The sequence below is a fragment of the Pseudogemmobacter sonorensis genome, assembly GCF_042762395.1.
GTDB lineage: Bacteria > Pseudomonadota > Alphaproteobacteria > Rhodobacterales > Rhodobacteraceae > Pseudogemmobacter > Pseudogemmobacter sonorensis.
The window spans coordinates 38,335-51,379 of record NZ_JBEFZE010000016.1; the positions used below are offsets into that span (position 1 = coordinate 38,335).

Annotated in this window: 10 protein-coding genes; 9 read left to right on the forward strand and 1 reads right to left on the reverse strand. The window is 69.9% G+C overall.

Features of this window, described 5'->3' with window-relative positions; all coding sequences use genetic code 11:
• Positions 1-8 precede the first annotated feature (8 nt).
• The 8 genes from ABNX41_RS12715 to ABNX41_RS12750 all read left to right on the forward strand — a co-directional run bounded on the left by ABNX41_RS12715 (position 9) and on the right by ABNX41_RS12750 (position 6,619).
• Positions 9-218, forward strand: coding sequence for a hypothetical protein (locus ABNX41_RS12715; protein WP_438670100.1), 210 nt, complete (start codon positions 9-11; stop codon positions 216-218).
• Positions 215-1,666: a dihydropyrimidinase gene (gene hydA / locus ABNX41_RS12720; protein ID WP_438670101.1), complete on the forward strand. Its 1,452-nt coding sequence runs from the start codon at positions 215-217 to the stop codon at positions 1,664-1,666. The genes ABNX41_RS12715 and hydA overlap by 4 nt, the downstream gene beginning before the upstream one ends.
• Positions 1,667-1,678: 12 nt before the next feature.
• Positions 1,679-2,377 carry an SDR family oxidoreductase gene (locus tag ABNX41_RS12725; protein WP_438670102.1) on the forward strand — a complete coding sequence of 233 codons (699 nt, stop codon included), beginning with the start codon at positions 1,679-1,681 and terminating at the stop codon, positions 2,375-2,377.
• A gap of 151 nt (positions 2,378-2,528) precedes the next feature.
• Positions 2,529-3,299 (forward strand): ABC transporter ATP-binding protein, encoded by a 771-nt coding sequence (locus ABNX41_RS12730; protein ID WP_438670133.1) that lies wholly within the window; start codon positions 2,529-2,531, stop codon positions 3,297-3,299.
• Entirely contained in the window at positions 3,289-3,690 is a 402-nt protein-coding gene (locus tag ABNX41_RS12735; protein ID WP_438670103.1) for a hypothetical protein, read from the forward strand. The genes ABNX41_RS12730 and ABNX41_RS12735 overlap by 11 nt, the downstream gene beginning before the upstream one ends.
• Before the next feature lie 65 nt (positions 3,691-3,755).
• The gene (locus tag ABNX41_RS12740; protein WP_438670104.1) at positions 3,756-4,634 is read left to right on the forward strand and encodes an ABC transporter permease; all 879 of its coding nucleotides are present in this window, start codon (positions 3,756-3,758) and stop codon (positions 4,632-4,634) included.
• Positions 4,635-4,647: 13 nt separating this feature from the next.
• Entirely contained in the window at positions 4,648-5,595 is a 948-nt protein-coding gene (locus ABNX41_RS12745; protein WP_438670105.1) for an ABC transporter permease, read from the forward strand.
• A gap of 43 nt (positions 5,596-5,638) precedes the next feature.
• Complete coding sequence (locus ABNX41_RS12750) at positions 5,639-6,619, forward strand: ABC transporter substrate-binding protein (protein ID WP_438670106.1); 981 nt, start codon at positions 5,639-5,641, stop codon at positions 6,617-6,619.
• A gap of 443 nt (positions 6,620-7,062) precedes the next feature.
• On the opposite strand, the gene ABNX41_RS12755 is transcribed toward ABNX41_RS12750, so the two are convergent.
• Positions 7,063-11,469: a PAS domain S-box protein gene (locus tag ABNX41_RS12755; protein ID WP_438670107.1), complete on the reverse strand. Its 4,407-nt coding sequence runs from the start codon at positions 11,467-11,469 to the stop codon at positions 7,063-7,065.
• A gap of 906 nt (positions 11,470-12,375) precedes the next feature.
• Here ABNX41_RS12755 and ABNX41_RS12760 point away from each other — a divergent pair.
• Positions 12,376-13,032, forward strand: a complete 657-nt coding sequence (locus ABNX41_RS12760; protein WP_438670108.1) for a protein-L-isoaspartate O-methyltransferase family protein — start codon at positions 12,376-12,378, stop codon at positions 13,030-13,032.
• Positions 13,033-13,045 lie beyond the last annotated feature (13 nt).

Genomic DNA, 13,045 nt, shown 5'->3' on the forward strand with positions numbered 1-13,045 from the left:
GCAGGGCGATGCGCGGGCGCCATCTGCTGCGGGGGCTGGTCATGGCGGGCGTTCTGATCACCTGCACGGTGTTTTTCGGGCGCGGCGATGCGGAACTGGCGCGCGAACGGGGCGGATACCCCGGGCTGGCGGCGATCTGGATCCTGACCGGCCTTGCCTTCGGCTGGCTGGCTGCGCGGATCGAGGCCTGTCGTGGCGAAAGGGAGGACAGTAAATGACCACCGTCATCCGGGGCGGCACCATCGTCACCGCCGATCTGACATACAAGGCGGATGTCCTGGTCGAGCAGGGCCGCATCGCCGCCATCGGGCCGGGCCTTGCCGGCGACAAGGTGCTGGATGCGACGGGCTGCTATGTCATGCCCGGCGGGATCGACCCGCATACCCATCTGGAAATGCCCTTCATGGGCACCTTCTCGGCCGATGATTTCGACTCGGGCACCCGTGCCGCGCTGGCGGGCGGCACGACGATGGTGGTCGATTTCGCGCTGCCCGCGCCGGGCCAGTCGCTTCTGGACGCGCTGAGGGTCTGGGACAACAAATCCGCCCGCGCCCATTGCGACTATTCCTTCCACATGGCTGTGACCTGGTGGGGCGAGCCGGTCTTCGACGAGATGAAGGCCGTCACCGAAAAGGGCATCAACACCTTCAAGCATTTCATGGCTTACAAGGGCAGCCTGATGGTGAACGACGACGAGATGTTCGCCAGCTTCCGCCGCTGCGCCGAACTGGGCGCGATCCCGCTGGTCCATGCCGAGAACGGCGATCTGGTGGCGGAAATGTCGGCGCGCCTGCTGGCCGAGGGCAATTCCGGCCCCGAGGCGCATGCCTATTCCCGCCCCAGTCAGGTCGAGGGCGAGGCCACGAACCGCGCCATCATGATCGCCGACATGGCGGGCGTGCCGCTTTACGTCGTCCACACCTCCTGCGAGGAGGCGCATGAGGCGATCCGGCGCGCGAAACTCGCGGGCAAGCGGGTCTGGGGCGAGCCGCTGATCCAGCACCTGACGCTGGACGAGCGGGAATATCTCAGCCCGGACTGGGACCATGCCGCGCGCCGCGTCATGTCGCCGCCCTTTCGCGACAGGCGCCACCAGGACAGCCTCTGGGCCGGGCTGGCCAGCGGCACGCTCTCTTGCGTCGCGACCGACCATTGCGCCTTCACCACCGAACAGAAACGCTTCGGCGCGGGCGATTTCACCAAGATCCCCAACGGCACCGGTGGGCTGGAGGACCGGCTGCCGATGCTCTGGACCCATGGCGTGAACACCGGCCGCATCACCATGAACGAATTCGTCGCGGTCACCTCGACCAATATCGCCAAGATCCTGAACTCCTATCCCAGGAAGGGCGCGGTGCTGGTCGGATCGGATGCCGATCTGGTGGTCTGGGATCCGGCGCGCGAAAAGACCATCACCGCCGCCGCGCAGCAATCGGCGATTGATTACAACGTCTTCGAGGGCCAGAAGGTCACCGGCCTGCCGCGCTTCGTGCTGACGCGCGGCCATGTCGCGGTGACCGAGGGCGCGCTGGATTCGCGCGAGGGCCACGGCGATTTCGTCGCGCGCGAACCGATGGGGGCGGTGTCGAAGGCGCTTTCGACCTGGAAGGCCCTGACCAGCCCGCGCCCGGTCCAGCGCGCGGGCATCCCGGCCAGCGGGGTATAGGGAGTGGAAAAGATGGAAAAGACTGCGCTCGTGATCGGTGGCGGATCGGGGATGGGCGCGGCCTCGGCCCGGGCGCTGGCCGAGGCGGGCCATCGGGTGGCGATCCTCTCCGCCTCGGGCAAGGGCGAGGCGCTGGCGCGCGAGTTGGGCGGGATCGGCCTGACCGGATCGAACCGCAACGCCGCCGACATACAGGCGCTGGTCGATCTGGCGCTGGCCGAATGGGGGCGGATCGACGTTCTGGTGAACAGCGCGGGCCATGGGCCGAAGGGGCCGCTGCTGGCGCTGGAGGATGCCGATTGGCATGAGGGGGTGGAGGTCTATTTCCTCAACGTCGTCCGTGCCTTGCGCATCGTGACCCCGGTGATGGAGGCGCAGGGCGGCGGCGCTGTCGTCAATATCTCGACCGCCTGGGCGTTCGAACCCTCGTCGCTCTTTCCCACCTCGGGCTTCGCGCGGGCGGGGCTGGCGGCCTTCACCAAGGTCTTCTGCGACGAATACGGGCCGAAGAACATCCGCATGAACAACGTCCTGCCCGGCTGGATCGACAGCCTGCCGGAAAAAGAGGGCCGCGCCGCCGCCGTGCCCCTGGGACGCTATGGCCGCGCCGAGGAGATCGGCCGGACGGTCGCCTTCCTCGCCTCCGAGGCGGCGGGCTATATCACCGGCCAGAACCTCCGCGTCGACGGCGGATTGACGCGCGGGGTCTGACGGGAATGCGGGATCGGGGAAAGATGACCACAATGCGAATGCGGGCCTGCCGCGCCGGGAGAGAAGCATGACCGACAGCACCGCCCCATCGGCGGCAGAGGCCCCCGTGATCGAGGCCCCCGCGATCGAGGGCCCCGTGATCGGAGCCCCGGTGATTCAGGCTAGGGGCCTGGATCTGGTGTTCCAGACCGCCGACGGGCCGGTCCAGGCGCTCAGGGACGTGAACCTGACCATCGGCCAGGGCGAATTCGTCAGCTTCATCGGCCCCTCGGGCTGCGGCAAGACCACCTTCCTGCGCTGCATCGCCGCGCTCGAGACGCCCACCGGCGGCAACCTGAGCGTCAATGGCATGAGCGCGGACGCCGCCCGCCGCGCCCGCGCCTATGGCTATGTGTTCCAGGCCGCCGGGCTCTACCCCTGGCGCACCATCGCCGGGAACATCCGCCTTCCGCTTGAGATCATGGGCTTTTCCCGCGCCGAACAGGATCAGCGGATCGAGCGCGTGCTGGATCTGGTCGAGCTTTCGGGCTTCGGGCGCAAATATCCCTGGCAGCTTTCGGGGGGGATGCAGCAGCGCGCCTCGATCGCGCGGGCGCTGGCCTTCGACGCCGGGATCCTGCTGATGGACGAGCCCTTCGGCGCGCTGGACGAGATCGTGCGCGACCGGCTGAACGAAGAGCTTTTGAAACTCTGGGCCGCGACGGGCAAGACCATCGGCTTCGTCACCCATTCCATCCCCGAGGCGGTCTATCTTTCCACCAAGATCGTGGTGATGAGCCCGCGCCCCGGCCGGATCACCGATGTGATCGAAAGCACGCTTCCGCGCGCGCGCCCGCTGGAAATCCGTGATACGCCGGAATTCATCGAGATCGCGCATCGGGTGCGCGAGGGATTGAGGGCGGGACATTCCTATGACGACTGAGAAAACCGGCGCGACGGGGCAAACCGGCCTGGCCGAGGGCACTGGCCTGGCCGAAGGCGTCGGCATGTCTGACGACACGGGCGCGGTCGAAGGTATCGGCGCGGCCGAAAAAACCGGAACGGCCGAGAGGATCGGCCAACCCGGCTGGTTCTGGAAGGCCTGGGCGCGGCGGGCGGGGCTTCTGACCGTGATCGCCGTGCTGATCGCCATGGCGCTTTACGGTCGCATGGAGCAGGCGGGGTCGCCCTACAGGCTGGCGGTGCCGATCTTCTTCCTGCCGGTGCTGTCGCTGGTCCTGGGGATCGACTGGCTCTGGCTGCGCCGCAACCACGGCAAGATCAACGAATGGGGCCTGCGCAAGGGCCGCGCCGCGCGCGGCCGGGGCGAATGAGGGCCCGTGGTGAATGATGGGCAAGGACGAATGAAGGGCGGGGGCGAATGAAGCGGGACGGGCCGATGAAAGCTTTCGCCTCCGCCGTGACGCCGGTTCTGGCCGTGGTCCTCGTGATCGTCGCGGCCTGGTATCTGGGGGCGGCGCTGATGAACCGGCAATGGGTGCTGGATCAGGCCGCCCGCGCGGGCACGGCCCCGCCCGGCGGGGTCGAGATGCTGGCCGAGACCTGGAGCCAGGACCGCCCGGTGCTGCCCGCGCCGCATCAGGTGGTGGCCGAGCTGTGGAAGGGCGTGACCGGCCATGCCGTCACCTCGCGCCGCAGCCTGGTCTATCACGGCTGGGTCACGCTTTCGGCGACGCTTCTGGGCTTCGGCATCGGCACGGTGATGGGGATCGCGCTGGCGGTGGGGATCGTCCACAACCGGGCGATGGATCTGGGGGTGATGCCCTGGGCCATCGCCAGCCAGACCATCCCGATCCTCGCCATCGCGCCGATGTTCGTCGTGGTGATGAATTCGATGGGATTGCAGGGGCTTTTGCCCAAGGCGGCGATCTCGGCCTGGCTGTCGTTCTTTCCGGTGGTGGTGGGCATGGTCAAGGGGCTGCGCGCGCCCGAGCCGATGCAGCTTGACCTTCTGCGCACCTGGAACGCCTCGGGGCTGACGGTGCTGACGCGGCTGCGGCTGCCGACCTCGATGGCCTGGCTGTTCGCCTCGCTCAAGGTGGCGGCGGCGGCGGCGCTGGTCGGCGCCATCGTGGGCGAGTTGCCGACCGGCGCGGTGGCGGGGCTGGGGGCGCGGCTGTTGCAGGGCAGCTATTACGGCCAGACGGTGCAGATCTGGGCGGCGCTGTTCGGCGCGGCGATCCTGGCGGCGGGGCTTGTGGCGCTGATCGGCCTGGCCGAGCGGCTGGTGCTGCGGCGGATGGGACTTCAGCGATGACGGGGCTTCAGCGATGACGGGGCGCAGCGTGACGCAAGAGAAGGGCCTGCTGGCCGGGGTCTCGCCCTGGTGGGGGGGGGCCTTGATCGTGATCGCGCTGGCCTGGGCGCGGGATCCCCGGCTGGGCCTGGTGATCGCGGTCTGGCTGGGCGCCTGGGGGATCAGCGCCGGACTGGCCGCCGACCGCAGGCCGGGGCCCGCGCGCGCGATGCGCTGGATCGTGCCCCTGGTCTTCGGCCTGGTCCTGCTTTTGTTGTGGGAGATGGTGGTGCGGCTTTTCGCCGTCTCGCCGGTGATCCTGCCCGCGCCCTCGGCCATCGCGGCGCGGATCCTGCGCAGCGGGCCGGTGCTTTGGGCCGATTTCGTCCAGACCGGGCTGCGCGGCGCCCTGAGCGGCTATCTGATCGGCTGCTCGGCGGCGGTGGTGGTGGCGGTGCTGGTCGACCGGCTGCCCTTCCTGCAGCGCGGGCTCTTGCCGGTGGGGAATTTCGTCGCCGCCCTGCCCATCGTCGGCATCGCGCCGATCATGGTGATGTGGTTCGGCTTCGACTGGCAGTCGAAGGCGGCGGTGGTGGTGGTGATGGTGTTCTTCCCGGTCCTGGTGAACATGGTCGCCGGGCTGAAGGCCACCGACCGCCTGCAGCGCGACCAGATGGCGACCTGGTCGGCGGGCTATTGGCAGGGGCTTTTCAAGCTGCGCCTGCCCGCCGCCATGCCGTTCCTGTTCAACGGGCTGAAGATCGCCACCACGCTGGCGCTGATCGGCGCCATCGTCGCCGAATTTTTCGGCAGTCCCATCGTGGGCATGGGCTTTCGCATCAACGCCTCGATCGGGCAACTGGCCCTCGACATGATCTGGGCCGAGATTGCGGTGGCAGCGGTCGCGGGTTCGGCCTTCTACGGGCTGGTCGCGTTCATCGAACGGCGGGTGACCTTCTGGCACCCTTCGCACAGACGTTAATCACAGGGGCCGGGAAACGGCCCCGCCAACAGGAGAGGATGCAATGAAAAAGCTGATGATCGGGGCCGCCCTGGGCGGTCTTCTGGCGGGCGCCGCGCGGGCCGAGGATGTGACGCTGCAACTGAAATGGGTGACGCAGGCCCAGTTCGCGGGCTATTTCGTCGCGCTCGACAAGGGCTTCTACGAGGAGGAGGGGCTCAATGTCACCATCCTTCCCGGCGGGCCCGACGTGGCGCCGACCCAGGTGATCGCGGGCGGCGGCGCCGATGTGGTGGTGGACTGGATGCCCTCGGCGCTGGCGGCGCGCGAAAAGGGGCTGGCGCTGGTCAATATCGCGCAGCCGTTCAAATCCTCGGGGATGCAGCTTACCTGCCTGAAGGAAAGCGGCATCGAGAGCCCGGCGGATTTCGCGGGCAAGACCCTTGGGGTCTGGTTCGGCGGCAACGAATATCCGTTCCTGAACTGGATGGGCAAGCTGGGCCTGGCGACCGACGGCTCGGACGGCGGGGTCACGGTGCTGAAACAGGGGTTCAACGTCGATCCGCTGCTGCAAAAGCAGGCCGCCTGCATCTCGACCATGACCTATAACGAATACTGGCAGGTGATCGACGCCGGGATCTCGGCCGAGGATCTGGTGAACTTCAACTACAGCGAGGAGGGCGTGGCGACGCTGGAGGACGGGCTTTACGTCATGGAGGACAAGCTCGCCGATCCCGCCTTCGTCGAGACCATGGCCAAATTCGTCCGCGCCAGCATGAAGGGCTGGAAATACGCCGAGGAGAACCCCGACGAGGCCGCGGGCATCGTGCTGGAGAACGACGAGACCGGCGCGCAGGAAGAGCATCACCAGAAGCGCATGATGGGCGAGGTGGCCAAGCTGACCGCCGGGTCGAACGGCGCGCTGGATCCGGCGGATTACGAGCAGACCGTGGCGGCGCTGATGTCCGGGGGCTCGGATGCGGTGATCACGGTGCTGCCCGAGGGCGCCTGGACCCATGTGGTGACGGATCTCGCGCTGGAATAGGCCCCGACTGGGGTTCTGCGGCGGGGTTTTGCTGACAGGCCCCTGCGCGGCGAAAGCGGCGCGTCCCCGGTCGGGGACGCGCCTTTTTCGTTGCGGAGCATCGGGCGGGGCGGAGCATCGGGCAGGGCGCCCGGGTGGAGACCCCGGGCCCGGCGCCCGGATCGACACTTGGGCCCAGCCCTCGGGCCCACCGGCCAGACCCGGCCCCGGCGTTTGGCGGGCCGCTGAAAAAGGCGTGGCGGCGGCATCGGCTTTCGCGGAAAATCAGTAAATTGGTCCGATAGAGGGCCAAAATCTGCGGCTTTCGCAGTGATCTTTGACAATGCAGGGAAAACTTCCGCCTCGAAGCTGCTCCAGAATACTTTTTCAGCCGCCTGTTAGATCCTGCGCCCAGATCCGGCGCCCAGGTCCGGCGCCTAGGTCCGGCGCTTGGGCACAGGACCTCAGGTGGAGGGGGGATCGGCGGGGAAGGCGGTTGCGGCGGCCTCGCTCGCCGCCGCCAGGGCCGCCGTCAGGCTGTCGAGAAGCGGCGCGACCAGCCGTTCGGGATCGCCTTTGGCGGGATCGTGGAGCGCCTCTTCCAGCGCCCCCGCATCCGCCGTCAGCCGGTCGGCGCCGAAATAGCCCGCGACGCCGCGCAGCCGGTGCGCCAGCGCGCCAAGCGCCGCGCGGTCGTCCGAGGCGATGGCGGCGCGGGCCTGCGCCGGGGCCTCGCCGAAATCGCGCAGGAACAGCGCCAGCATCCGCGCCAGCCGCCCCCGGTCGCCGCGCAGCCGCGCCAGCGCCCGGTCGAGGTCCAGCGCCGCCGCCGTCGCGCCGCCGGGGGCAGGGGCGCCCGCTGCCGTCTCGTGCGGAGCGGGCCCGCCCGGAACCATCCCGTCCTGCGCCACCCCATCCTGTGCCAGCCTGTCCTGTGCCAGCCCGTCTTTCGCCGACTGGTTTGGAGAGGATCCGTTCGGCAACCGTCCATTGGGCAGGGGGGCATGCGGCAAGGATCCGTTCGGCAAGGATCCGCGCGAGTCCGGCGCTTGCGGGCGGGGGGCTTCTGGGACCGGCGCGTTCAAAGCCGCGCCGTTCGGGGCTGGTTCCCCCGGCGGAACCGGCCCTTCTGGAACCGATCCGCCCGGAATTGGCCCGCCCGGAACCGATCCGCCCGGAACCGATCCGCCGGGAACCGACCTGCCCGGAATTGGCCCGTTCGGGGTCGGCCCGCCCGCAGGGGCCCCGGCAGAAGGGGCCTCTTGCAGCATCCCGGCAAGGATGGCGAACAATTCGCCCTCGTCCAGCGGTTTCGCGAGATGGGCGTCCATCCCGGCGGCAAGGATCGCCGCGCGTTCCTCGGGCCGGGCCTGGGCGGTCAGCGCGATCACCGGGCGCCGGGCCGCCGCCCGGCCCGCCTCGCCCGCGCGGATGCGGCGGGTGGTTTCGGCCCCGTCCATCCCGGGCATCTGCATGTCCATCAGCACGGCGTCGAACGCGGCCCCCCGCAGCGCCTCCAGCGCCTCGGTGCCCGAGGCGGCCAGCGCGACGCGCATCCCGGCCAGCGCCAGAAACTCCTGCGCGACCTGAAGGTTGATCGCATTGTCGTCCACCACCAGCACCGACCTGCCGCGCAGGATCGCGGGCGGCGCGGTGGGCCCGGCGGTGGGCCCGGCGGGCAGTTCCGCCGCCGAGGCGGCCAGCCGCGCGGTGAACCGGAAGGTCGCGCCCCGACCCGGCGCGCTTTCCACCTCGATCCGCCCCCCCATCAACTCGACGAGGCGCTTGGAGATCGACAGTCCCAGCCCGGTGCCGCCGAAACGGCGCGCGACCTGGCTGTCGGCCTGCGAGAAGGGCTTGAACAGCGCCGCGATCCGGTCGGGCGCGATGCCGATGCCGCTGTCGCGCACCTCGAAGCGCAACAGCCCGTCCCCGTCCACCGCCACCGTCACCCGCACCCCGCCGGTCTCGGTGAATTTCACCGCATTGCCGACCAGGTTGACCAGCACCTGCCCCAGCCGCAGCGGATCGCCGCGCAGCACGGGGGCCACGTCGGGGGCGATGTCGAAGGCCAGATCCAGCCCCTTTTCCGCCGCCCGCAGCGCCGTCGCGTTCGAGAGCGTCTCGAACACCTCGGCCAGCGCGAAATCGGTCTCTTCCAGCACCAGCCCGCCCGCCTCGATGCGCGAGAAATCCAGAATGTCGTTGACGATGGCCAGCAGCGTGCGGGCCGAGGCGTCGATCTTCTGCAGATAGGCCGCGACGCGGGGCTCGGTCGCGGCGCCGAGCGCGAGCCGGGTCATGCCGATGACCGCGTTCATCGGTGTGCGGATCTCATGGCTCATGGTGGCCAGGAAATCGGCCTTGGCGCGTTCGGCGGCCTCGGCGCTGTCGCGGGCGCGGCGCAGGGCCTCGGCCGCCTCGTAGGCGTCGGTCACGTCAAGGACGATGCCGTCCCAGACCCGGCCCGCATCGGTCGCGCGCGGCGCCGCGCGGATCTGCAGCCAGCGCAGCGCGCCGTCGGGGCGGGTGATGCGGAAATCGCATTCGAAGACCGACTGGGCCCGGCTGGCCAGGCGCGAGGTTTCCAGATAGCGGGCGCGGTCCTCGGGGTGGATCGCCGCCACCAGAAGCGAGGGATCGGCCATCAGATCCTCGGCCCTGGTGCCGATCAGCCGCTCGATCCCGGCGCTGATGTAGGAAAGGCGGATCTCGCCCTGGGTGGCGCCGTTGCCCTTCAGCCCCAGCCCCTGCGAAAGATGGTCCAGCCGGTAGATCGCGCCATTGGGCAGGCTGTCGGCGATGGCGGCCATCTGGGCGCGGGCGGCCTCGCGCTCGCTCACGTCCTGCACCGTGCCCGAGACATGGGTGATCCGGCCCAGGGCGTCGCGGATCGGCTGGCCGCGCACCTCGGCGGCGAAACTGCCGCCTGCGGGGCTCAGATGGCTGATGTCGACCGCAAAGGCCGCGCCGGTCCGCAGGCAGGCGCCGAGCGCGGCGTCGAGCCGGTCGAAATCCGCCCCCGGCATCAGGCGGCGCAGGTCGTCCAGCGCGATCTCGTGTCCCGGGGCCGTGCCGTTCATCTCGCGCATCATGTCCGATGAGGCGAAGCGGCCCGAGACCGGATCCAGCACCCATGAGCCGATCCGTGCCAGCCGCTCGGCGCGTTGCAGCGAATCGTGGCTTTCGCGCAGCCGGGCCTGGGCCAGGTGATGGGCGGTCATGTCGAAGACGACGCAGATCACCCGGGGCTCGGTCAGGCCGGGCAGGGGTTCCTGCATCGCCGCCGCCGACAGCCAGCGCGGCGCGCCGGCGCGGGTGCGGATGCGGAATTGCGCCTGCCTGCGCCCGCCAAGCGCCAGCACCGCGTCGAATTCGGCCCGCACCCGGGGCAGGTCCTCGGGCGCGATGCGGTCGAAAAGCCGCTCGATCTCCAGCCCCTCGGCCTCGACGTCGAAGATGCGCCGCCATTCGTCGGAACAGACCAGCGCGCCGCTTTCGGGGCGGAAATCCATCACGCCCAGCCCGCCGACCTCGGCCGCGAGGGTCATCCGCTCGCGCTCCATCCGCAGTTCGGCCTCGGCCGCCTGGCGCGCGGTGATGTCGCGCGACAGGCTGACGAGGCCGGTGACCGCGCCGCTGTCGTCGAGGCGGGGGGTATGGGTGGTCGAGAGCACCCTTTCGCCCCGGGGGGTGACGACGCGCTCTTCGACCGAAAGCGGCAGGCCGGTTTCCAGCACCTTCGCGGCGGCCGCGTCCGGCGGCGGCGCCGTGCCCTCGGCTGCGCCGGGCAGCAGCGCTCCGGCGGCGCGGTTGACCAGAAGATAGCGCCCGTCCCGGTCGCGCAGCGTGATCGCGTCCGAGGCCGAATCCATGATCTGCTGCAACAGCTTGGCGCTTTCGTCCAGCGCGCGGGTGCGTTCGCGGACCCGGTGCTCCAGGTCGGCGTTCATCCGCTCCAGCGCGCGGCGGGCGTTTTCCTCATCGCTGATGTCGCGCACGAGGCCGAGGAAGGTCTTCTCGCCGTCGATCATCTGGCAGGAGATCCGCACCTCGACCGGGAAGACCGAGCCGTCCCTGCGCCGGTGATGCGCCCGCACCCGGGCCGAGGCGCCGGGGGGCGTGGCGCGGTAGAGTTCCTCCTTCGCGCTCTGGTTCAGGTCGGTGGAGATGTCCGTGGCCGACATGGTCAGGAGCTCCGCCCGGCTGTAGCCGAGGTTGCGGCAGGCCTGGTCGTTGACATCGAGGAAGCGGCCGCGGTCGTCGTGGAGGAAGAAATCGTCCAGCCCGTTTTCGACCAGCAGGCGAAAGCGCCGCTCGGACTGGGCGAGCCGGGTCCGGGTGGCGTGGAGGGCGATCTGGTCGCCGATGGCGGCGGCAAGGCTTCGGGCCAGCCGGCATTCGCTTTCGGTGAAGCGGCGGCCGGCGGGCGGCCGCAGCTCCAGCGCGCCGAAGGGGGCGTCGTCGCCGGGCGCGGGGAAGGGCATCGGGATGGGCAGGATCAGCGCGGCGTCGCCGGGGGGGGCGGCTGGGGGCTTGCAGCCCTCAGGGGCTCCGTCCTGCGGTTTGCCTTCCTGCGGTTGCTCGCCGCAGGGTTGTCCATCCTGCGGTTGCCCCTCCTGCGGTTGCCCGCTCGCCGGCACCCCGTTCTCGGCCCCCCCATCCCCCGGTGTCCTGCTCTCTGGCGTCCCGCTCTCCGCCCCCGTGCCGAGGGATTCCGGCGGCCATTCCCCCGCCTGCGCCAGCACGGCGGGCGGCGACAGATGGCGCAAAAGCCGCGCGCCGCGCGCCCCGAGCACCCCGGTCAGGCCGAGAAGGCTCTCGCTCCAATCCAGCAGGAGGCTTTCGGGAAAGGGCTGCAGATCGGGCATCGTCTGTCCTGAGGCTGGGGTCGCGTGGTCAAAGGGCTGGCGTGGTCGGCATCCGGCGGGGCGGCGAGGGGCGGGGCGGCGGCACCTCTGCCATGCCCCGAGGTCGCGCGGAAGGAGGCGGCTGCCCTCGCGCCCCGGACGGGCTGGAGCAGCGGGTGGGAATATCCGGTTCGTCCTTTCCGTTCTATATCGGCTTTCCTTTCTATATCGGAAACCTGCCGCCAAGACAGCGCGATCGAAAGGCGGATCGCCGGACCGGCGAAGGGGGGATCCGGCCCCATCGGACCATTCTTGCTGCCCTGGCGTCAATTTCCCCCCCCCCCAGAATTGCCCGCTATGTGCCGATATCTCATGCCGCGCGCCTCTCTTCATGCCCATGCCCATGCCCGCAGCGCCCCCCCGCGCGCTCCCCGCGTGCGGGGGGCGCTCGGAAGCGGCGACGGGTTACGATAAACCACGATCGCGCGCTCCCCGCGTGCGGGGGGCGCTCGCCATAGGGCGCGCGGACATTCTCAATCCGTGCCCGCGCCCCCCGTGCGCGCGGGGGCCATTGGAGTCCCTCGACGTCGGACGAGTCTGGTCTACCGCGCCCCCCGTGCGCGCGGGGGCCATGTTTTAGTTTTAGGGTCAACATAGGTAGGGTTCCCGCGCCCCCCGTGCGCGCGGGGGCCATTCCTGCGCTTGTGGCATCGGCATGGGTCCCGTCCATTCCGCCCGCCCGCGCGGTGCCCGCCCGCCGCTCTGCCCGTATTCCCGCCCATGGGCTTGAGGCGAATATGCAACAGGCCGATCTTCACTGGCCAAACCGGCCCGGCTCGGGCAAAAAGACATGGTGCAAGCCTGTTGTCTGACCCTTCGGGCTGTGCGATAGCTTCAAATGCCAGAATCTAAACCACAAGGTTCAGAATGAGCGATTTCGCCACCCGCCGCATGTTCATGGTCGATACCCAGGTCCGGCCCTCGGACGTGACCAAGTTCCCGATCATCGAGGCCATGCTCGAAACCCCGCGCGAGGTTTATGTGCCGCCCGACCGACGCGAGGCCGCCTATGTCGGCACCCATGTCGAACTGGCGCCCGGCCGCGTTCTGGTCGAGCCGCGGACCCTGGCCAAGCTGCTGGACGCGCTGGATATCCTGCCCTCGGACCGGGTGCTGGTCCTGGGCGCCGGGCTTGGCTATTCGGCGGCGGTGCTGGCGCGGATGGTCGGGACGGTGGTCGCGGTCGAAGAGGATGCGGACCTTGCCGCCGACGCCGGGCGGATCCTGTCTGAACAGGGCGTGGCCGGCGTCAGCGTCGTCGCGGCGCCGCTGACGGCGGGGGCGCCGGAAACCGGGCCCTATGACGTGATACTCGTCGATGGCGGCGTCGAGGCGGCCCTGCCCGCCGCCATCGAGGCGCAACTGGCCGAGGGCGGGCGGATCGGCGCGGTCTTCATGGAGGGTGCGCTTGGAACCGCGCGGATCGGCCACCGGGTCGATGGCCGGGTGAACTGGCGCTATGCCTTCAACGCGGCGGCGCCGGTGCTGCCGGGGTTCGAGGAAAGCCGGAGCTTCGCGCTCTGAAAGCGACGGGTCC

Bases quoted from the DNA above. Each gene is read 5' to 3' on its own strand.
- ABNX41_RS12715 (WP_438670100.1), top strand. From the start codon at position 9: ATGCGCGGGCGCCATCTGCTGCGGGGGCTGGTCATGGCGGGCGTTCTG.
- hydA (WP_438670101.1), top strand. From the start codon at position 215: ATGACCACCGTCATCCGGGGCGGCACCATCGTCACCGCCGATCTGACA.
- ABNX41_RS12725 (WP_438670102.1), top strand. From the start codon at position 1,679: ATGGAAAAGACTGCGCTCGTGATCGGTGGCGGATCGGGGATGGGCGCG.
- ABNX41_RS12735 (WP_438670103.1), top strand. From the start codon at position 3,289: ATGACGACTGAGAAAACCGGCGCGACGGGGCAAACCGGCCTGGCCGAG.
- ABNX41_RS12740 (WP_438670104.1), top strand. From the start codon at position 3,756: ATGAAAGCTTTCGCCTCCGCCGTGACGCCGGTTCTGGCCGTGGTCCTC.
- ABNX41_RS12745 (WP_438670105.1), top strand. From the start codon at position 4,648: ATGACGGGGCGCAGCGTGACGCAAGAGAAGGGCCTGCTGGCCGGGGTC.
- ABNX41_RS12750 (WP_438670106.1), top strand. From the start codon at position 5,639: ATGAAAAAGCTGATGATCGGGGCCGCCCTGGGCGGTCTTCTGGCGGGC.
- ABNX41_RS12755 (WP_438670107.1), bottom strand. From the start codon at position 11,469: ATGCCCGATCTGCAGCCCTTTCCCGAAAGCCTCCTGCTGGATTGGAGC.
- ABNX41_RS12760 (WP_438670108.1), top strand. From the start codon at position 12,376: ATGAGCGATTTCGCCACCCGCCGCATGTTCATGGTCGATACCCAGGTC.